General features: G+C 43.9%; 12 protein-coding genes and 2 pseudogenes. 3 read left to right on the forward strand and 11 right to left on the reverse strand.

Annotation, left to right across the window (positions count from 1 at the left end; translation table 11 throughout):
* Nucleotides 1-22 precede the first annotated feature (22 nt).
* The 3 genes from BMY78_RS11860 to BMY78_RS11870 all read right to left on the reverse strand — a co-directional run bounded on the left by BMY78_RS11860 (nucleotide 23) and on the right by BMY78_RS11870 (nucleotide 3,235).
* Nucleotides 23-886, reverse strand: a complete 864-nt coding sequence (locus BMY78_RS11860) for a carbohydrate ABC transporter permease (RefSeq protein WP_177185709.1) — start codon at nucleotides 884-886, stop codon at nucleotides 23-25.
* A 10-nt stretch (nucleotides 887-896) separates the two neighbouring features.
* On the reverse strand, nucleotides 897-1,853 hold the full coding sequence (locus BMY78_RS11865) for an ABC transporter permease (RefSeq protein WP_256222068.1): 957 nt from the start codon (nucleotides 1,851-1,853) through the stop codon (nucleotides 897-899).
* Nucleotides 1,854-2,077: 224 nt separating this feature from the next.
* Nucleotides 2,078-3,235 carry a glycoside hydrolase family 88 protein gene (locus BMY78_RS11870; RefSeq protein WP_090898479.1) on the reverse strand — a complete coding sequence of 386 codons (1,158 nt, stop codon included), beginning with the start codon at nucleotides 3,233-3,235 and terminating at the stop codon, nucleotides 2,078-2,080.
* Nucleotides 3,236-3,414: 179 nt separating this feature from the next.
* Here BMY78_RS11870 and BMY78_RS11875 point away from each other — a divergent pair, with 179 nt between their 5' ends.
* On the forward strand, nucleotides 3,415-4,305 hold the full coding sequence (locus BMY78_RS11875; protein ID WP_090898482.1) for an AraC family transcriptional regulator: 891 nt from the start codon (nucleotides 3,415-3,417) through the stop codon (nucleotides 4,303-4,305).
* Nucleotides 4,306-4,425: 120 nt separating this feature from the next.
* Here the strand turns inward: BMY78_RS11875 and BMY78_RS11880 are convergent, their stop codons facing one another.
* The 3 genes from BMY78_RS11880 to BMY78_RS11890 form a co-directional block, all read right to left on the reverse strand.
* Nucleotides 4,426-6,399 carry an alginate lyase family protein gene (locus BMY78_RS11880; protein ID WP_090898485.1) on the reverse strand — a complete coding sequence of 658 codons (1,974 nt, stop codon included), beginning with the start codon at nucleotides 6,397-6,399 and terminating at the stop codon, nucleotides 4,426-4,428.
* A gap of 155 nt (nucleotides 6,400-6,554) precedes the next feature.
* Complete coding sequence (locus BMY78_RS11885) at nucleotides 6,555-7,592, reverse strand: S-layer homology domain-containing protein (protein WP_090898488.1); 1,038 nt, start codon at nucleotides 7,590-7,592, stop codon at nucleotides 6,555-6,557.
* Between the two features lie 67 nt (nucleotides 7,593-7,659).
* Nucleotides 7,660-13,011 (reverse strand): carbohydrate-binding protein, encoded by a 5,352-nt coding sequence (locus BMY78_RS11890; RefSeq protein ID WP_090898492.1) that lies wholly within the window; start codon nucleotides 13,009-13,011, stop codon nucleotides 7,660-7,662.
* Between the two features lie 468 nt (nucleotides 13,012-13,479).
* Between BMY78_RS11890 and BMY78_RS11895 the strand changes: the two genes are divergently transcribed.
* Nucleotides 13,480-14,271, forward strand: coding sequence for a DUF7402 domain-containing protein (locus BMY78_RS11895; protein WP_090898494.1), 792 nt, complete (start codon nucleotides 13,480-13,482; stop codon nucleotides 14,269-14,271).
* 584 nt (nucleotides 14,272-14,855) lie between these two features.
* Here BMY78_RS11895 and BMY78_RS11900 read toward each other — a convergent pair.
* The 4 genes and pseudogenes from BMY78_RS11900 to BMY78_RS11915 all read right to left on the reverse strand — a co-directional run.
* Nucleotides 14,856-15,563, reverse strand: a pseudogene (locus tag BMY78_RS11900) (family 1 glycosylhydrolase); the annotation flags it as partial.
* Nucleotides 15,560-15,880 (reverse strand): annotated as a pseudogene (locus tag BMY78_RS11905) (response regulator transcription factor); the annotation flags it as partial. The pseudogenes BMY78_RS11900 and BMY78_RS11905, both read right to left, overlap by 4 nt.
* A gap of 25 nt (nucleotides 15,881-15,905) precedes the next feature.
* Entirely contained in the window at nucleotides 15,906-17,102 is a 1,197-nt protein-coding gene (locus tag BMY78_RS11910; RefSeq protein WP_177185710.1) for a sensor histidine kinase, read from the reverse strand.
* Nucleotides 17,103-17,906: 804 nt separating this feature from the next.
* Entirely contained in the window at nucleotides 17,907-18,476 is a 570-nt protein-coding gene (locus tag BMY78_RS11915) for a TetR/AcrR family transcriptional regulator (protein WP_218152272.1), read from the reverse strand.
* A 155-nt stretch (nucleotides 18,477-18,631) separates the two neighbouring features.
* On the opposite strand from BMY78_RS11915, the gene BMY78_RS11920 reads away from it, so the two are divergent.
* Entirely contained in the window at nucleotides 18,632-19,633 is a 1,002-nt protein-coding gene (locus BMY78_RS11920) for a carotenoid biosynthesis protein (protein ID WP_090898506.1), read from the forward strand.
* A gap of 311 nt (nucleotides 19,634-19,944) precedes the next feature.
* On the opposite strand, the gene ggt is transcribed toward BMY78_RS11920, so the two are convergent.
* Nucleotides 19,945-21,525, reverse strand: a complete 1,581-nt coding sequence (gene ggt, locus BMY78_RS11925) for a gamma-glutamyltransferase (RefSeq protein WP_090898509.1) — start codon at nucleotides 21,523-21,525, stop codon at nucleotides 19,945-19,947.
* Between the last annotated feature and the right edge of the window lie 41 nt (nucleotides 21,526-21,566).

Here is a 21,566-nt window from a genome sequence, read left to right on the forward strand (position 1 = left end):
ATGACAACATTCGGATATTTACTTAACCCTTTAATGAACCGATCATGACACCCTTAACAAAATATTTTTGTATAAATGGATAGACAGCGATAATCGGAATAATGGCAACCACGATTGTAGCATAAATGACAGTTTCTCCTGTTGTAAAGGAAACATCGTTCATCATGTTTTCCGATGGTTTCATCTGTACAACAAGTCTGTTCAGCAGAACCTGTAGCGGGAACTTGCTCTCATCCCGCAGCATGATCATGGACCAGAAGTAGCCGTTCCATCTCGATACAGCGTAAAACAATCCGATTGTAGCTAGCGGAGCCTTCGAGAGTGGCAGCACGATCCGCATCATAACACCGATATCGCCTGCACCGTCAATACGCGCTGCCTCTTCAATCTCCTCGGGAAGTGACTGGAAGAACGTACGCAGAATAACAAAGTTAAATGTACTTATCGCAAACCCGATAATTATACCAAAACGATTATCCAGCAAACCAAGACTCTGGAAGTTCAGGTACATCGGAATCATACCAGCATTGAAAATCAGTGTGAAAGAAATGATCAAATTAATCGTTGTCCGGCCTTTCAGCCTTTTCTTCGCCAGTGGATATGCACCACAGATCGTCAAAATCATACTTGTTAATGTGCCGACAACCGTGTAGAAAATCGTATTGCCATAACCGGTCCAAATCCCTTTCTCACCCAGCACTGAAGTATAAGCTTCCCACGTAATTCCTTTTGGAAGCAAAAGAACCTCTCCTGTCACTACTGCCTGTGGGGAACTTATAGACGCTGACAGGACATATAAGAACGGATACAAGGTCAGACAGGCGAACAAACCCAGAATAATATAGTTGAATACATAGAATACTTTTTCTCCACGACTCTCCATCATAAGCTATCACCTACCATAGTCCAGATTCTGTATATTTCTTGCTCAGTTTATTTGCAGCGATGATGAGAATAAATCCAACGACTGAGTTAAATAATCCTACTGCCGCAGCCATATCATACCTTCCGTTTACGATACCTTCACGATAGACATAGGTACTAATAACATCCGCAGTTGCGTAAGTTACCGGTTGGTAGAGAAGAATTATGGCTTCATACCCAACCTCGAGCAAGCTACCGATCTGCAGTATGAGCATGATCATGATCGTTGGAAGGATTCCCGGAATCGTAACGTGAAGTGTACGTTTCCATTTGCTCGCTCCATCAATAACAGCGGCTTCATACAGTTCCGAATTAACACCGGATAATGCAGCAATATATATGATGGCCGCAAACCCGGTACCCTGCCAAATGTTCATGGAGTTCAGTATCGTTCGGAAGAAACTCGCATCAGCCAGGAAGTAAATTTTATCGCCACCAAACTTTTCAATAATCAGGTTGACTATACCGTTTCCGGGAGCCAGGAAGTTAGTGACAATTCCTGCTACGATAACAACCGATATAAAGTGGGGCATATAAGTAAACGTTTGCACAACTTTTTTGAATTTGGAACTCTTGACCTCATTGAGTAGTAGAGCAAAAATAATTGGTGCTGGAAATACAAATAGCAATGCGTACAAGCTGATAATCAGTGTGTTCTTTAACACCCTGTAGAAATATTCACTTTGTAAAAATTCCTGAAAGTGTTGAAGACCTACCCATTCGCTACCCTGAATTCCTTTGAATATGCTATAGTCCTTAAATGCAATCTGTATGCCGTACATCGGCTTGAATGCAAACATGACATACCATAATAAAAAGGGAACTAGTAGCAAATAAAGGAACCAGTCTCGTTTAATCAAAGCCCATAATGTAGATGTCCTCTTTACGCTCTTGGAACTGTACGTTTGAATTTTCGTGTTTGTCGTCACCTTGTCTAAGGCCTCCTCCAGATCCTCGTCTATATGTTTGTTTGCTGTGAAATCATCTTAACATGGAATATAAATGACCCATGAGGTAAAATCCAACGCCGTTAGTACGGAAAAACAACTTTGTTTTGTAATAAAAATGTTAACCAAAAACGAGGACTCGCTATGTAAGCAAGCCCTCGTTTTCATTCTCAGCGGAATATAATTAAATGCATAATTTAAACAGTTCACCAGAAATACAAGTCAGTTCCTTTTAACTTATATACCGCTTCTATAAAGTAGTAATCTCCATAAATAATAGATTGATGATGCTCTTTGGCATGATACGCAGCTGATCCATTTTTGAGGATACAATCGCAATCTGTGGTCCAGTCTGCTCTGTCTTCATCCAATGTTTTCAGCAATTTAAGGGCAGGTTTCAGATATAGTTCCTTCTCATGAAGTTCGACTGCCTTTGAAATCTCAATAAGTCCGCAAGCTGCAATTGCTGCAGCCGTTGAATCTTCATATGCTGGCTCATTCGGTTGTCTAAAGTCAATAGGAATAATTCCATTATCCGGAATGTTGGCGATAAAGTAGTGAGCAATGCGTTTCGCCGTATCGAGATATTCCTTTTTACCTGTATGAATGTAGCTCATCATAAATCCGTACAATCCCCACGTCTGACCTCTCGTCCAAGATGAGCCTTCACCATACCCTTGCCCACCATAAGATTTTATAACACCGCCTGTAAACGGATCGAATTCTACAATATGATTGACGGAACCGTCAGGACGTACAAATGTGTTCATGACCGTATCGGCATGCTTGAGGGCAATCTGCATAAATCGGGGATCTCCAGTTTCTTCCGTTGCCCAATAGAGTAAGGGGATGTTAAACATACAGTCAATAATGGCCCATCCTCGAGTGTCTTCTCCACTGATGTCGTTCCATGCGCGAATAAACTCTCCCATCGGGTTGTAGCGTCCTGCCAACAAGTTGGCAGCGTGAAGCGCCCGTTTGCGAGATTCAGGATTCTTGGTCAGTTTATAGTTTGCGACACTGGTTGGTAGCCACATAAATCCCACATCATGATGCAGACCGTAATACTGCTGAAGGCCCGCATCGAGCTTGTCTTCTGAGATGTTTGCAACATTTTTGTATTTCTCTTGACCCGTATTGTAGTACATCTGCCACATCATTCCACCCCAGAAACCATTGGTCCACCAGTTAATCCCGTCTGCATGTGTACCACTAGGATTTTCGACAGATCGGTCATCATGTACACCATTAACGGTAGTGTATGGAATTTTGTTTTTGGATTTTTCGCTCACCCAGTCTAATTTTTGAATAATACGTTGCTCAATATCTTGTAGCCAGACTCGTTGCTCTTCTGTATTTAACATGCCGGTTCCCGCTTTCCTGTTTTGGATTCTCATTCATCATCTAGTTGGAACAGCATCAGTGTATCATGCTAAAACCCGCAAAAGTTTTGCTGCGTTTAATGAAAATACCGTTCCGTTGCACTTTTGACAAATGATAAAGCAATGCTACAATCTAGTAAAAATGGTGTGGAGTGATTTTCATGGAAGTCGGTTTTGAATCAGTCCCGTTTCATGGAAAACCTGTGGTGTGGACAGGTCGTCATCGAACAAGCAAAACAAACAGTAGTTTTTATCATTGGCACCAGTGCTGCGAGTTTTTGATCGTATTTGAAGGTAAGGGTACAGTGGTCATGAATAACAAGACCTATCCAATCAAGCCGGGGATGCTCTATGTATTCCAGCCATTCGAAATACACAAAGTCTTTGCTAAAGTAACTCATGAATGTCATTACGAAAGAGCAGTGATCCATTTAGATCATGTGGTTATAGATCAGTATTTAAAAGACTATCCACGTCGCAGAGAATGGTTTGATCGTTTGTGCTATTCCAGTGAGATTGAGCGCGCATTTGACTTAAGCAGAGATATGGATCTTTTTAGCTACTGTGTGGAAGATTACGGACAAATTGCTCACATGGAACAAGGTGAATCCCGGGAGGAAATTACCGTATTCGTTCTTCAGTTTCTTAGTGCTATGGCAAGGATCTTCCCTAAAGATCAATCGGAACCCAGTCTTACTCGGCGCAAGAAAGAACATTCTGAGCTTATTATGCAGTGGTTGGATGAACATTATATGGAATCTAACATTCTCAACAAGCTGGCAGACCAACTGCATTTCACAAGATCCTATGTGTCCCGGCTTTTCAAGAATGAAACTGGAAGCAATTTGAGCGAGTATCTTACTGCCAAACGAATTAAAGTAGCAGCTCATATGCTGGAAACGACAACTATGTCGGTGGAATACATAAGTCATCACGTAGGCTTCCAGAATGTTTCACATTTTATCTCGTGTTTCAAAAAAACGTACCAGGTCACACCTTTGAAGTATAAGTTAAATCAAAAAAAGAGCGGGTTGGAGAGCCATGAAATATAGCGTTCAAAACCTGCTCAACGAAGAAACCTCCAGACCCGCAGCGAAAGCAGAAATTTGGAGGTTTCTCAATTGAAATAAGATTTAGAGAAATGAATTTGGCTAGCTTTAGATCAACTGTTCCTACTGAACACTTACATTGTCAAATGTAGCAGTTGTAAGCGTCGTGTTTGCATGAGACGTCACCGCAAGTCCTACATAGGCTGTACTTGCAGCAGAAATGGATGACGAACCTGTCTGAGTCCATGTAACACCATTCGCAGAAATGTAGGTCGTTACGGTGTTCCCCGATCTGGTCGCTCTGACCCAATAAGGTGCACTCACCGTTGCGGACGTCGTAGAATTCGTGATCGCGCCAGGTGCCGTCCGATTTTGGAATACGGCGAGTCCTGGTTTCATAGCAGCATACACATTACTGGCATCCTCAAACAGAGATTCTCGAATCATGACTCCTGCCTTGGCAGATGAATGGGTATTCGTCAGACTGGCAACACGAGCTGTAATCGTCCGGTCTCCTTTTAACGGCACATAAGCAAATCTAAACTGATCTGATTTATCCCAGATATCACTTCCAGCCCCTTTTATTGTATAGGTCCCGGCACTATAACTGTAACTTCCAGCAACACCGACGCTACCAATATCCTGCGAAGAAAACGGGATCTGTGCATTCGCAGATGACAGTGTCGTAGCACTTACCGTGCTGCTTGTTGTAGATGTGTTTGACTTCGCATCATAAGCACTTACTTGATAGTTGTAAGCTGTAGAAGTAGTCAGTCCAGCATCGGTATAGTCCGTAGTTGGTGAATATCCCACAATGGTCCCATTCCTGTAAATTTTGTAACCACTTACAGCAATATTATCCGTTGAAGGTGACCAGCTCAAATTAATAACTTTGTCAGACAACGGTTTGACGGTTAAACCCGTCGGTGCTGATGGCTTCGTTGAATCGGTAGTGGTACCCAGTCTGTATGCAAATGTGAGCAGAGCTGCATCCGTATCTGTTGCTGGCATGCCATTCATATAACTGGTTGTATACGGAGCAGTCAATCCTTTGCGTGTTACATAGTGAGCATATATGATTTCATTTTGTGCCCATCCGATGGTAGCACTTCTTCCCGTTCCATTAATACCACTCCAAGGTCCCATGGTACAACGTCCGTATGTTGAATCCCATGAAGTTGGTTCATTGCCCAGATTATAATTGGACCAATATTCCGAGCCAGCTAAGAGTCGATTATCTCCATCTCCAAACAAATCAACACCCTGCTTCCAGGCGATTTCTGCCACAACCGTTAAGTTGCCAAGTCCACCAAGAGCGTGAACCTGATCTCGCCCCGATTCGGAAATCTGCCCTGTAGACATAACATTTCTCGTCACAGAAGCACAAGCATTCGTTCTGAAATTAGATATTGCAGAATCAAACATCGTCTGATTGTTCGTGAATATCGCGATTGAAATCATGGATTTCATTGCGGATCCACCCCAGTTTGCATCCCCCGGGGATTGAATATGAGGATAAAAAACGTTGGTCAACATATTTTCCAGTTGTGTAATATTTGCTGCAGCCCAGCCTGAGTTGCTATATCGTAACAATTCGCCTGCATTGGCAAGAAAAATGCCATTATCACCTGCAGCAAGCTGTGCATCTGTTCCAGCAATGCTAGTTAATGTGCTCGACCAAGCATTCAGAATCTCAATGGCTTTATTAGCATACGCTTGTGTTCCTGTCACATTCCATAGGAGAGCGTTATAATAAGCTGCTCTCGCATCGTTCTCTAAGGCACTATTTCCATAATTCGTACTCGTACATGTTGAAGTAGAATCGTTCCTGCAAACCGTACTATAGGGTCCTTGTTTTGCATAAGATGAGGATGCTTTGCTATCTGTTTTGAAATTTGCTAATGCTGACTTCCAAGGTTCAGTGTTCTGATTGGCAGACATTCTAGTGAGATCCGTAGCATTATGCATAATTCCAGGATGAGTAAATGTTGCTGCTTCTGCCGTTTCCGGTGAAGCTACACTATACGCAGGGATCAGAAGCATGATGATGACTAGCATAGTACTCATGAGCTTTGCTTTGGTAGACCGTTGTGGCATAAAATCACTCCTTTAAGATGGATGTGGACAAGATAAAAATGTAATCGCTTACAAATGTATTCTACTTGTTAATTTACATATAAAAACAGGCAATATTCGATGAAAAAAGAGGGTAAATCCAACTTTCCTTACATTCTTCCTTTATCCTAACCAATTCAATTCCTTAACACATTTAAGATCACGGTAACTGCCTCTGCGCGGGTCACATTCGTGTTTGGCGAGAAACGATTGTTCCCTATCCCCTGCATAATGCTTGATTCTACAGCCTCATGAATGAAAGGTTTCGCCCAAGAAGAAATATCGGCTGCATCAGTAAATTCATTCACGTAAGTCACATCATGTTGTGTCTTGCCGAGTGCGCGAACAGCAACCGATGCCATCTCGGCACGACTCATCTTCGCGTTTGGTCGGAAGGTGTGGTCGGCATAACCGGTAATAAGTCGCTTCTTCACTGCTGCTTGCACGTGGGAGGAAGCCCAAGCCGGGATCTGGTTCGCATCGGCGAAAGTTGCATCTGATTCATTCACATCAAGTTTAAGTGCTCTGCTAAACATAACAGCAAACTCGGCGCGAGTGACCTCATGCTTAGGACGGAACGTGCCGTCCGTATACCCGTCAATAAATCCGGCATCAACCGCCTTTAAAATGGAAGCCTCTGCCCAATGCCCCGTTATGTCACTGAAGCTGATCCCTGATTCCGCATGTATGGTCTCCTGCAGTGCAGGTGTCATGCTAGACATATTTAGCTTTGAGTCCACCAGCTTGATATTCTGAAGTGTAATCGTGCTGTTACCAGCACGTTGCACACTAAATTGCAGGGTCGTCAATAGTTGATCCCCACTATCACCTTTCACGCTGCCCACTTTGGTATGGGCAATCTTGAGATAATTCCCCTCCGCTTTCGGCACGACCGTATATCCAACAGTTCCTGCGCTTGCTTTGGAAAAATTAAGCCTATTTGCATCAAATTCCAGATTCATTTCATAGGCATACAGATCCTCAAGGTCATGTCCGATGACCGAAACTTCAACGAGATTGTTATTAATAGAATTCAGTTTTAACTCAAAGCTTGGACGCGCTAACTGCTCTGTTGTGGCTGCATTCACACTCGTTGTACAGATCATCAGTAGCACCAAGAAACTTGTCCACACCTTCCTTATTTCTATTTGCTTCAACTTGGTCTTCGATCTCAATGGAGACCCTCCCTGTCACATGAATGATCAGAAGGAAGGCGACAGGTGCGCCCTCCCTTGATCATACCTATTTATTTTGCAGCCAGTCACCAACAATCATCTGAGCAACAGCAGCCAACTCACGAATGGTGATCTCACCCCCATCGAACAGATCTGCTTTCTCAATATCGGTCCAGCTTGCATCTGTTGATTTTGTTCCATAATACTTCGCAATGATAGAGAGATCTTTGATACTGACTTGAATCTGGCCTGGAACAAGAGTAATTATCTGTGCAGCAAATGTACTTGCAGCAGATTGTAAATTTGCTAATGCTTCATCAACACTTGATTGTGTTGCCGCTGTATTGTTTTTCACCTCATTTGCCGTATTCAGAGCAGCTTTAAGGATCGAAATGGCTTGTTGAGGATACTGACCAATTTTTGTTCCAGCAACAGCTTTGTCCAGTTGTTTTTGAACGGATTGGATCTGAACTGCCAACCCAGTATGGTCTGTCGGCTGAGGGGTTACAGTATGAACACTACTCCTGAATGTAGTAATGGCCGTTTTCAAAGCAGTGACTGCTGTGTTCACTTCGGCCTGAGTGCTCCCAGTGTTGTCGCGAACGACCATCGCACTTTGAATTGCCGCATCGAATACATTTTTGGCCTCAAACGGGTACTGCCCCTGTGATGATCCTACAACAGCCGTTGCGGACAATTGCTGTGCTTGCAAGATCGTCTGTTGTAATTCAGCTTTGCTTACGCCGATTACAAGCTCTGTAAATGCTTCAACCGCCCGATTCAGTTCTATAACTTTGGCATCTACTTCAGCTTGGGTTGCCGCCTCATTCGTCGTTACCGCACTTGCATGTTCGATGGCTGTAAGGAGCACTGCTTTGGAACCAACCGGATACTGTCCGGTATCGCTGCCTTCCACTGCCGTGTCATGCAGGGATTGTGCGGACTGGATTGCAGCAGTTAGCTGTGTCTTATCGACTTGAATCTGAATAGTGATTGACGCTGTCGAGGTATCCAGCATGTTAGAATTTCCGTCTGCGGAAACTTCGAAATTACTTAAGCTGACTTGTGCTTGGCCAGTGGTCGCATCTGTCTTGACTTGCCCATGCAAATTGATAAGATCGCCCGAATCGTTAATCTGATTCTGGTTTGTGTTAGCCACAATAAGGAGAATTTCACCGGATTCCGGTTTCACCCCTGTTCCGATGATTTGCAAGTATTCTTCTGAAGAAGTCACTGCTCCATCAGCAAGAATAGTAAGTCCTTGTTCGTCCTCGGTTGTTGGGAATTGCAACTTGTACGTATCGTAAGTTACGGTCAATTGTGCCGTTGTGAAACCATTCGTGACGCCATGTACACCGATGTTCAAGTCCACCGTTTGCCCCGGTGCAGCTGTTAATGGTCCGCGTAGTGTAGCCGAATTTTCCGCTCCTGGCTGTGGTTCTGCTATTTCTTTTACCGTGATGGTCCAGGTAGCAACAGTTGCTGCACCTTTGGCATCAGTCGCTTTGAATTGCAGTACGTAGCTCCCTGCTGCTTCTGGCGTCCAGCTAAATTCACCCGTAGCTGTATCCAGCTGCGCTCCTGCTGGCAGACCTATACCCGCATACGTGATGGAATCCCCTTCCGGATCCGTAGCAACAAGCGTCTGCTTCACCTCTTGACCTGCCGTCACCGTCACCGGAGACAAATCGGCAAATATTGGCGATTGGTTAGGCTCTGGAGCAATTGCTGCTTTTTGGTAGAACTCAAGCTCTGCCACATTGGCATTGCCCTTAGGTGTGTAATACCGAAGATATCGATATCCCTTATTGTTCGTCATTCCCACAAAATACCACTTGGCAGTAGAGATGGTTCCAATAGTGTACAGAGTCTCAAATGTTGTACCATCATTCGAGCCTTGAATCACAGCATCCTTCATCCGATTAAGATGGGTACTGCGCGGATAAAATTTTACACCGCCCAGGATTGGTGCATTGTTTTGACCTAAATCAATCAGAATCCAGCTTGGATTGGTTAACGCATCTGGTGCCGTTTCTATATTGCCATCAAATGCCCGCCATCCATTACTCTCGGGAGTCCCGATTCCTGTTGAGTCACTTGCATCCCACTGTTTGGATGAAGCCTTGACCATCGATTGCGTAACCTGAATCGCAGATAGGGTTGTTACATCTATAGGACTGCTTTTTGCCGTTTCTCCTGCGTTGCCTCCAGCTGCTACCTGGTAAGCATACAACGTACCGGGTTTCAGATCAGCATCGCTCAATTCAGTCGAAGTGGTTTCTTTCCACTTGGTATAGGTGCCCCCAGCTCCTTGCTTGCGATAGATGGTGTAGTAAGTTGCTCCTTTGACTTCCTGCCAGTTCAAAAGTACGGAAGTCGGCCCCGTTAAAGCTGCAGTCAATCCTTCAGGGGCCTTATTCTCCTCTTCAGGGTATATGGACAGCTTCACTTCCTGATCGACGTAATTGGATGTATCATCCTGCGCATAGATATGGAAGACATATTCACCTGGCGCAAGTCCGACTGGTTTAACAATTAACGTCCCGCCTGCCTTTCCATTCAGTCCACTACTGTCAATATAATCCTGATTATCCGTCGATAAAGATACATTCACAGAGTCTAGATCTTCAATGGATACCTTCAAATTCATATCTTCGCCATTCTCGTAGGCCGCTACGCTTGTAAGTTCAAACCCTTGTTCACTTGTCAACTTGATTACTGGCGAGGTATCGGCTGGATCAAGTGTGTAGCTGCCCAGCATGACTTCTGTGTCTTCATTATCCGTCATGATGGAAAGGAAAAGACTTTTCAAATAGGTTGGGTAGTCATCCGATTTTACATATTTATCTGATATGTTAGTACTCACCCGAAGCCACTCGCCTTTAGTATCCGGCACTCGGATCGTAGCAAAAGGGGGAGTGGATGAATCTCTTTGCAGCTGCAATTTGGCCGCTCCATTAGTTCTGACCGTAAAGGAAACAATGCTGTCCTTGGTACGATCCACTTGAAGTGCGGCCTTGCTCAAATAAACAAGGCTTTCGTTCTTTGTCAGAATATAAGAGCGGGTGCCTTCTTTGCCTGTCTCAAATGTACCGGAAATCGGAATAGCCTGATCGGCAATGAAGTTGGCTTGACTGCCAATTGTTTCTACGTTCGCCAAACGATTCCGTTCAATATTCCGGTATGTCTTAAGTGTAATTGGCGAGCTGCCTTTATACCTTAGAGTGATATCATGAATGCCCTTGATCTTAGCCAAGTCTGCTGATGCAACTTCAGAGGTGAATTTGACCATAGCATTGCTCGTATTTGGCATTTTGTAGGTTGCTACCAGTGTTTCCCCGCTGTATAACAGCAGTTTGTCAGTCGCATCTGTTGTTTTGGCCTGTAATTCAATACTATTGTTACCACTATCAAAATTCATTTTGCCGAATGTGATTGCCCCTCCTTCACTCAGATTCACACCGTCTGAAGCTTTAGTAGCTTCTCCGGAGAGGACACCTGACAGAGCTGTATGTTCATCGCCTGCATAGCCATCTGAGAATGCGAACCAGTCGAACGCAATCTGATATGACAATGCGTTTGCGCTGCCATAATACTTGAATGCGATCAGATGCTTACCTGACAAAGGCTTACTTAGCTTGCTTGAGACCGTCGCATAATTGGTCCACCATCCGGTGTTCGGTACCTGCAAGGTAGTTAGTACTTCACCTTTGGCAAGATCAGCTGTCGTAACATTGGTGCGATCAAGTCCGCCCACACCATCCAACAAGATTACATCCACTTTAGTGCCCACATTCGAATTACTTGCAGCCCGAATCGTAATCTCGTTGTAACTGTCGTCTAGATCTAGGTCATACCATGTGTACTGATTCTCATAGCGAACGTCATACAGTACGGAACGCATACCGTCCATATCCTGAAACGTACTCGTGCTGGTGGTTTCACTCCTACCCACATAATCGAACGCCTGCAAGCGGTCATATGCTGCTGTCACTTCCATATACGGCGGATTGCTTAGTGGCTTTGGTGGACCAACCACCTCACCTGTCGCCAAGTCATTGGTCCCCTGTAACAGAACATAAGATGGGATCGCTTTCAATCCACCTTGCTTTTCGATAGCTTGTGCCAGATATTTAATCCTTTCATCATCAGGATCCAGTGGCTGAGTCAAATGATGCATGTAGTATCCGTATGTGACTTCAGACGCGTACCCCAATCCTCTGCCGTTATCACTGACGGTATCAGCGTAATTGCCTGTTGGATCACCAACCACAGCATTGCTAATATTAACTGGTGTATACAAGATATCGTAACCCAGATTATATTTGGCAAGCTCATTGGCTCCAGCCAATATCCGATTGTCGAGGAATTCGAACATTCCTACACCATCTGAAGCCTCCGTCACTTCTCCGAATGTTGGTGAAGCCGGGTCCGGGTTGACCTTCGTACCCTGGATTTCAGTCATGTAGGCAATCATGGATAATGTGGACGTATTTCCTGAAGCGTGGCCCATATCGCGGAACATTTCCACAAGTTGTACATGGGGCTCGACAGGTGCACCCGTTCTTTCATTTTGTGTGACATAGCGAATCTGATGGAAAATATCACCGGATTGCCCTTTGAACGTTGCCGTTTTATTGGCTGTTGCCCACTCCACAGCCTCTTGGTACCATTGCTGATTATCCGAGAAAATAGCAGCCATCATATAGGCCTGAGTGATAATACCATGCTGGTTCATCCAGCGACCATTGTTATGATAGAAGTTGCCATCGTAGAAGGCCATCAGATAGTTCTGCGTAAAATTCGTCGTATCCGTATCCGTCCACGCCCATTCCCCGCTGCCCTCCGTATACCGCAACAATTCGGCAGCTCTAACCATGTTAACCATGGCATCACCGATACTAATATGCGAATCTGTAAATCCTTTTGGATTGCCCGGATCAATTTGGGACCAAAGACGAACAATGGTCATTGCTTTCTCACGGTAACGAACATCACCTGTAGCAGCCCATATGACTGCGTGGGTAAATGCCGCTTCTGCATCCACCTTGGCTTCCTTGGCTTTTGCATCATTGTCAATCTTGGTGTATGCGGGTTTCGTTTTATCCAGCTTACTTTGATTCCGAATATCATAATCCAGTGATCCACTGCGACTGTTCCTGAAGTCCTCGAATGCACTTGCCCACGGCTCTGCGCCAATGGCAACCTTCTCCTGCATCAGCTTCAGTGCATCACCAGTGAAACCTACAGAAGGATGAACGAATCCCTCTTGGCTTACCGTCTCCAAGATTGCAGGCTGGGTATGGATAACCGAATCATCAGCGGATACCCTGCTTGGAAAGGTAGTTATAACTAAACAGAGACTTACTACTAACACACGAATAACCATCCATTTTATAATTTTGCAGCACTGCTTCATTTCACAGCCTCCTGATTCAATAAAATGTCGAATTAAAAGTAAACGCTTCCATAAATAAACGATATCTCCTTCCCTTAGAATGTTTTCTTCATGAAGATATAGATAAATTGGTTAGAAGTGTACCCAAAATCCGATGATAAAAGTGGGCAAATACTATTTTTTTCACATTCTCCGTTAAATTGGGGAATTTCTCTTGTGAGTTCATGAGACGAGTGCTACAATTTTGAAAAAAATATGGATTGTGAATGGATTGTACATATGAATCGCGGATCTTCACGGGAGGAAATCACCGTATTTATGCTTCGGCGGCTTGTTAATCCATTGAGGTTCCTCATCTTAATTCGCGTAATAGAACGTTGTTTTTGTTAGACGCAGCCTGATATTTGGGACCCGTCCCATAGTGTCCTGAAAGCGGTTTACATCCTTAAAGTTAATGTCATTCCTAATCTTACAAACCGAGGTGTATTTATGATTCATTTAACCATTGAAGTACAGCGTGAAGATGGAACTATCCTTGCCGAACATACCGATACGAACCACACTCATCTGGTATATGATCAACCGTATCAACCTGGAGATTCTATTGTGCTCAGAAGTTCCAGGGACGGCGTCTATTTGTATATCCAGCTGGATGATGCTTTGAATCCGGATTTTGTATATCTGTCTGGGCAAGAGTACCGTCTAAGCATCCCTTTTAATGAAAAGAAAACCTCATATTCTCCCAAGTCATTTACGGGTCAACTACATTTGCTGACTGTTCGGGTTGCATCCACTGAGGAGATTAGAACTTACAAAAATCTTGCCGCAAATTCACATGATCATCATACCAACTCAACGTTGTACCCGCATGCTTCGGCTAATGTTGAGACGCGTGGTGAGGCCGTGTTTGCTGCCCGAAATGCAATTAATGGCAATACGGTAACCTATTCACATGGAGAGTGGCCATTTGAATCATGGGGAATTAATCAACGACTAGATGCAGAATTCACACTTCATTTTGGACGTCTTGTTGAAATTGATAAGATCGTATTGTACCTGAGAGCTGACTTCCCCCATGATAATTACTGGAAGCAGGTTACCTTGTCTTTTTCTGATGGCAGTTCTATAACTTCATCTCTTGAGAAATCCGGAAAAGCACAGGCTATTCTCTTTGAACCAAGGCAAGTGGAATGGGTGAAACTTAGCGAATTAATTCAATCTAATGAACCTGCACTATTCCCAGCACTTACACAGTTCGAGGCATACGGACGAGAAATTTAAGCAGTAGTAACGGATAAAGAAAAAATTATTGAAGAATCATATCCTGATTCAATTATCGAATCGTAGTAAGTCAAAGTTTTTATTCACCAAATATAAATACCCGCCTGTCCCTATCTATAGGACAAGCGGGTATTTACTTACGACGGATTATAAATCTTCACAAGGTAACAGCCGAGTTGGAATTGGATGAATGGTTATATTCCTATCTTTTGTCATTTCCTAATTAATCCTCAGCTATCCTGTCCGTTAGTTCAATAAAGGCAGCCGATAATGTTGATCCGCTGCCTCCTTTGGTACTATTGAGCTATCGTTTCCTTTAGCGTAATTGATATCTATTGTAATGTATTCATATGCTCTTATTTAGTAAGATTTCCAAAGGCTGACACAAAGTTGCCTACCAAAATGACACAAAGTAAAAAAATGATTTAACCCTATGAATCCTTTCTCTCCAGGGTAGTAGGGAACTTTATGTCAAATTCCAGCCTGGTAGGGAACTTTATGTCACTATACATTGACACAAAGTTCCCTACCAAAAAATAAAAAAACCTTATTCTATAAGGGATTTCATGGTTGGTAACTTTATGTCATTCTACAACTTTCTTGTACCAGCCAAAGCTTTTCTTTCTTATTCTTCTTAGCGTCCCTTCGCCAGCGTTATCTTTATCAACATAAATATATCCGTACCGTTTTTTCATTTCCCCGGTGGACGCGCTAATCAAGTCAATGGGCCCCCAGCTAGTATATCCCATCAGATCAACGCCGTCCTGAATCGCTTTGGAAATTTGCGAGAGATGCTCCCGCAAATAATCGATGCGGTAATCATCATTAATGACGTCGTTTGCTTCTACGTGATCTACTGCTCCCAGACCATTTTCCACGATAAACAATGGTTTCTGGTAACGATCATACAAAAGATTTAGAGCAATTCTTAATCCAAGCGGATCAATTTGCCAACCCCATTCCGATGAAGGCAAATATGGATTTTTCACTCCACCGAATAAATTGCCGGCCGTCGTTTCCTTCCCATTCGGATTTGCGCTAACTGCACGGCTCATATAGTAACTGAAACCAATGTAATCCACGGGGTAACTCTTCAGAATATCATCATCCCCGGGTTCGGTTTCAAGCACCACGTCGTTCTCTTTGAAAAATTGCGCGGCATAGGAAGGGTATCCCCCTCTAGCTTGTACATCTCCGAACATCAATATCTCCCGCTCTCCTTGTAGCGCAGCAAAAATATCTTCAGGAGCACTCGTTAACGGATATGCAGGAATATAGGCTAACATATATCCTTTAAAAGATATCCTTTGGCACCCAGGGATAAACCTTCGACCATAAGTTCGTCCTCGTTATATGTGGTAAGAATGATAACGGGAATAAGCAGGCCTTGTTCTTGCATCCGTTTCATGGTATCCAGTCCCCCAAGTCCCCCTGGCATGTTAAGGTCCATCAGGATGACATCCGGTTCAGAAATTTCCATCAGTTTTAATGCTTCAACACCTTCGTCGGCTTCTCCTACAATGCAGTAATTGTCGTCTGTTTCCAGAATAAGCTTCAGACCTTCTCGTACAACCCAATGGTCATCCACAATCATGACTTTGTGCTTCATGCGGCTATCCCTCTCCTCCTACCGATTATAATGGAAAGCTTAAGTGTACAGCTGTTCCTTGTGCATTACTGTCAATCTCAATACTCCCGCCAATGAGTCTGGCGCGCTCCTGTACACCAATTAAGCCGTAATGGCCATGTAATTTTCCGATGCGATCCGTGTTAAACCCTTGGCCGTTATCGATGATGTTCAGGTTAAACTTATTATTGCTATGGCTGGTAGTTATCTTGACAAGGTTCGCTTGTGCGTGCCTAGCGATATTCATAAGGGACTCGCTCAAAATATGCAAGATATGCTCCATCTGCACTTTGTTCAACTGTGAAGAGAGCTCTCCCTGAAATTCAGTTGTAATGCCAGTCGCCTGTCGGAATCGTTCCAGTTGCTCTTGAAACGCCTCGCTCAGCGTGATGGAAGGGTTTGATTTCGTGCGTAAATCATCTATTGCTCGTCGTGCATCCGCCAATGATTGTCTGGCTTGTACCATGGCATTGCGTATGATCTCCTGTGCTTTGAGCTGGTTCCCCTTTTCTTGATGAATACTTGCAGCCTCCAATTGCATAATAATTCCGGCAAGGCCTTGGGCCAATGTGTCATGTAAGTCTCTAGCCATCCGCTGTCTCTCACCAGTGAGTGTAAGTTCCTCTACTTTTTGGTGAGCCAGCTCTAATTCCCGCAAGAAATTTTGGGTTCTGACACGTGCATTAACTTGTTTGTAAAACAATGACGCGTAAGATATGACTACAACCATCATGAGTAAAAGTAATAAAACAAGCAGTGCCGCCTCAGGGCCAGTTCGATTAAATAAAGTTAAAGAACAAAACATGGCATAGAGCACAAATGCAACGAAAACGACTTTTGTTGTTTCGAAATAGATCGCAACGGTTTGCCCGATCAATACAGGTATAAGACCAATCAGGATCGCCGGCATGCCATCCGGCATAAGAATAGCACTAATGTATATTAAACTTGCTTGTATTATAATATATAACGGCTTGGAATAAGCAACGACTGAACCTGTTATCCAGTAAAAGTAACTATGGGCGAGCATCACTATGACGAAAAAAACACTCGGGATAATAATGGGTGCTGACATGGTCTGTAGTATAAGGGTTGCGGTGGTAACAAGGCATAGCCATATTAACACAGGGAGCCGCGAAGCGGATAAAGGGTCGATATGTTCTTTTGCATCTGAAGCGGTATTCAGTCTTCTCTTAAACCACATTGGATTCACCTCGGTATCCAGTATACCTCTTTTCAACATGAATAATAGTACTTTAGTACATGCCCCTTCGGACATAAGAAACGAAGAGCGTTAAAAAAATTCTTTTTACACGTTTGCTAGCCAAATCCCTTCTCGACTGAAGACCAAGACTATGTACAGGAAGGTTTTAGATCTTTGAAGTGTTGGGTTTTTATCAAATACCTTCTAGCCTTGAAGCCCTAGTCTGTTAAATCACTCATAAAGAAACTCATCTCTAAACTTAGATGTTTATCTAATCGGGAATAGGAACATGTTGTTGTCTATTTCGGTAATTCGAACAAGTTCTTGTCCTTGGCTTGGGACAAGAACTTGTACCGATAAAATAAAAGAGCCGCTAAAATAGCGACTTCAATGGGACCATGTTCTTGTCCCTCGACACCACCCAACGAAGGACAGCAGGATTCATTTGATCAGGCGCTTCTCCATTCGTTCCAACTGGACATATGAAAAGTAGCAAAAGCATATCCACACTTGCACTGAAATGCATGTTCTAACTGTCTATTCGACAACAAGAAAGGTATCGTTGATCTACAGTTAGGGCAAGTATTATTCAATTTTAGATCATGAAATGCGCATTCATCCAGAAGTTTAAACTGATGCAGCCAAGAATGATCCCCCCTCCCCGTTTTCAAACTCAGTTTCGTCGATAGGGATAATTCCTTTGACATGACCTACGAATACAATAACGCACACCTTGCCGGCGTGAGTTTCAACACTCATACTGCGTAGAAGCTGCCGGGCTTTTTGGTGAGAAGCGGGGAAATCCTACAATTCTTCAGAATAAAAAGCTTTAGATACGGATTCCGTAGCTTTATCAATAAAAGCTGCAATTTGACTGGGGCTTTCCTTCAGACCACTACTCACCCACTTTTTAATAATAGCTATACTGCCATGAGCGGTGAACGTATACCAGGACTCAAATAATTGTGGATCAAAATATTTTAATTCCGTCTTCCATCGTTCAATAGTTAAATCGTGACTGATATAAAGGATTCGTTCCAATAATTCTTTATCGCCATGCTCTGAGAACAGAACCTCACATATCGTTTTATTTGCTTTGATATACTTACATAATTCAAAAGATAGCGTTTGAGGGTTTGAAGTACTCATCCCAACTTGCTTAATGTCTTCGTAAAGATCATTTTCAATTGTTGAAAGAAGCTCAAACTGATTAGCATAGTGTGTATAAAAGGTGTTGCGATTAATCCCTGCTTCTCTGCAAATGTCGGTCACGGTAACTTTATTGATAGACCGTTCTGTCAAAAGCTTCAACAGGCTTTCTTTGATAACCATTTTTGTATATCTCACTCTGTGATCTGTTTTTTTGTCTGCCATAATATCCTCCCAATTTGAAATAATGAACAAATCTAAGGTGGTTTGTATGATAACTAACATATCTCAATCGAACAGCCTGTTGTTTAAGTAACACAGTGAAATTATAATTTATTTGAACGTTCAATTCTATTTTTAAACTTAAATGGAGGTGAAATATGAGTGATATAACTGTAGTGCCTGTATGGATAATTCAAGATATTATCGTCTTAATTGCTGCTGTTCTAATGGTTTTCTACATCCTTGATAAGGAAACACATCCCAAAACGGTTCTACTGCAGTTTATAGGTTTTGTGTTTTTTTACGCAGCCGTTTTTGAAATTACTGCTTCATCGCTTGGGGAAGGTTTTTACGCCTATGGGCGGAGTATTTTAATGTTATTTAATATACCGATTACTGTCCCTATTATTGAGTTTCTGATCATTTATTCAACTTTGCGTGTGCTAAAGTCTGTAAATATACCGTCCTGGACTAAACCATTTATTACGGGATTGAGCGCTATGGTTTTTGACTTTTCATTGGACCCGGTGGCTGTTAAACAGATATTTCAGACTACAGATGGACTCATGGCAAGATGGACTTATTATCCGCTAGCCGGTGAGCCTCAAATCTATGGGGAACCTGTGATGAATTTCACAGGATGGATTTATATAGCGGGATATTGGACCATCTTTATTCTAATTGGTGAATGGTGGCATAAAAAGAAAGGCTACAGTAAATCAATTGGTTATATCTATCCGTTTCTGTCGGCCATTCTGTCATTAGCGTGTATGTTCTCACCTTTATCTAACTTCTTTAATTATATGGGGCCGTTCTTCGAAAGAACCTCTAATATGCAATGGGTGATGTTGATTACACTTTCTGTAATTACAATCGGAATTTTAGCATTAGCTTTTATAAAGTTTTGGGACCGGAAGGTTAATTATTCACTCACTCCCAAAAAAGATTTTTCTATCATGTTTACTTTCGTGGGGTTCCCCCTAGTCAATACTATATTTTGCATTATAGGAGGTTACACGGAAGTGTTGTGGCTGGTCGCTCTGGCTCAGATCCTATTATTGCTAGTCTGTATTGGAATTTACATTATGGGTAAAAAAAGCAAGTTCAATCACGAAATAACCATAAACCCAAGCATTGAGGCAAAGACACACTTTCATTAATATTCCTTTTCGACATTTTTATTTTGGTGCTTCTTGCCTACATGAAAAGAAATAGACCGACCACCCTAAGGTATCAGTCTATTCCGACCACCACCGAGCGGCCGACTGCTCTTTATGTAGTTAATGTACACTGGAGTCGTGTTACAGCACGGCTCCTTACTTATTCTTACCTCTGTATAACAGATACTATAACGGTTTATACAATTAGTTCTTTTCAGTTATTTTGTTTCGCGCGTTTCACGCACTCAACTGGCTAAAGCCATAATAAAAGCCTGGGCAGTATGCACCCAGACCTTTCACCTGGTTTTGGTTTACCATCCGATAGCCGCACCATCGCAGCGGGGGTCTGTGCCCCCGAGCAGGAAGCCATTGTCATCAATCATAATGGCATGCGCATGTCCCATGACTCTAGCAAAATCTTCAACTTTTTGTACCTTGTGTCCGGTGAGCTGTAAGCGCTGCTGCACTTCTGCTGCGATCCGGCCCTCCACTCTCAATTCTTGCGTTGCCTCTCCCCATGTTCTTCCCCACACCCAGCGGGGTTCACGTACAGCGGTCTGGGGGGCCATGCCATAATCCACCATGCGGGTCAGCAGCGCGGTCTGTGTCTGGGGCTGACCTTCTCCTCCCTGGGTACCGTACAAAATATACGGCTTCCCATCACGGCATGCCATTGCCGGCATCAGCGTATGAAAGGTTCTTTTGTCCGGCTCCAGCCTGTTCACATGTGTCGGATCCAGGGAGAAGAATGAGCCTCGGTTCTGCAGCAATATACCAGTGTCTCCCCCAACCACGGCCGAGCCGAACTCAAAGTAGAGACTTTGGATAAATGAAACGGCATTGCCCTCACTGTCTACTACCGCCGCATATGCCGTATCATGACCTACCGGTTGAGAATCCATCGGCAGGGCTCGCTCCATATCAATGCAGGCCGCGAGCTTCGCAGCATAGGATTTGGATAGCAGCTGTTCCAGAGGAATGGATGAAAATTGTGGATCTGTCAAATAACGATCGCGATCACGGAAGCTCAGCTTCAGCGCCTCCACGAGCAGGTGATAGTACGCATAGGAACCATGCTCTATACTGTCCAAATCAAACTGTTCTAGAATTTGAAGCGCCATTATACCGGTAAAGCCCTGTGAATTCGGCGGGACCTGATAAAGATCAAGCCCTCGGTAACTCCCTTTGATCGGCTCCACCCATTCACCTCTGTGTCTCGCAAAGTCCTCCAGTGTCAGTAGACCTCCCTGCTCCTTAAGTGAGCGAACAATCTCCTGACCAACACTGCCTGAATAAAATACGTCTCGGCCCTGGTCTGCAACCTGGAGCAGGCTGCTTCCCAAAGCAGACTGCACAAAGCGGCTGCCTTGCTCCGGAACTTTACCTCCGGGCAGATAGATGTCGGCTGTCTGTGGATAAGCTGCCAGCACATCGAAACGCTCGGCCGTATTGACATGCTGGTCCGGCGACAGCGGGAAGCCTTCCAGCGCATATTGGATCGCGGGCTCAAGCACCTCTGCCAGCGTCTTCGAGCCATATTCCTGTAATATGGCATCCCAGCCGTCCACCATACCCGGCACGGTAATGACGCTGCGGGGTCCCCGCTGCGGGATGGCTGACTCGCCTTCAAAGCAGCTGGCGGTAATCCGACTGCCCGAACGTCCACTCGCGTTATATGCCCTGACCTTTCTCTCTTCGGTGCTATAGGTCAGCCAGAAGGAATCGCCTCCCAGTCCCGTCATATGTGGGTATACGACAGCAAGACAGGCACTCACCGCCACGGCGGCATCAAAGGCGTTACCTCCCTGCTGCAAAATACGCGATCCTGCCGCACTGGCCAAAGAATGAGGACTGACGACCATCGTCTGTGTGCCTGTGACTTGTGGAACCATCTTGCCACCTTCTTTCTCTTCTATGTTCAACTGACGGAAAT

Source organism: Paenibacillus sp. OK076 (assembly GCF_900110055.1).
GTDB lineage: Bacteria > Bacillota > Bacilli > Paenibacillales > Paenibacillaceae > Paenibacillus.

What these genes read in the sequence shown, in the direction of transcription:
- BMY78_RS11915 (WP_218152272.1), bottom strand. Translation starts at nt 18,476, where the DNA reads ATGGCAGACAAAAAAACAGATCACAGAGTGAGATATACAAAAATGGTT.
- ggt (WP_090898509.1), bottom strand. Translation starts at nt 21,525, where the DNA reads ATGGTTCCACAAGTCACAGGCACACAGACGATGGTCGTCAGTCCTCAT.
- BMY78_RS11920 (WP_090898506.1), top strand. Translation starts at nt 18,632, where the DNA reads ATGAGTGATATAACTGTAGTGCCTGTATGGATAATTCAAGATATTATC.
- BMY78_RS11880 (WP_090898485.1), bottom strand. Translation starts at nt 6,399, where the DNA reads ATGCCACAACGGTCTACCAAAGCAAAGCTCATGAGTACTATGCTAGTC.
- BMY78_RS11870 (WP_090898479.1), bottom strand. Translation starts at nt 3,235, where the DNA reads ATGTTAAATACAGAAGAGCAACGAGTCTGGCTACAAGATATTGAGCAA.
- BMY78_RS11895 (WP_090898494.1), top strand. Translation starts at nt 13,480, where the DNA reads ATGATTCATTTAACCATTGAAGTACAGCGTGAAGATGGAACTATCCTT.
- BMY78_RS11910 (WP_177185710.1), bottom strand. Translation starts at nt 17,102, where the DNA reads ATGTGGTTTAAGAGAAGACTGAATACCGCTTCAGATGCAAAAGAACAT.
- BMY78_RS11860 (WP_177185709.1), bottom strand. Translation starts at nt 886, where the DNA reads ATGATGGAGAGTCGTGGAGAAAAAGTATTCTATGTATTCAACTATATT.
- BMY78_RS11875 (WP_090898482.1), top strand. Translation starts at nt 3,415, where the DNA reads ATGGAAGTCGGTTTTGAATCAGTCCCGTTTCATGGAAAACCTGTGGTG.
- BMY78_RS11890 (WP_090898492.1), bottom strand. Translation starts at nt 13,011, where the DNA reads ATGAAGCAGTGCTGCAAAATTATAAAATGGATGGTTATTCGTGTGTTA.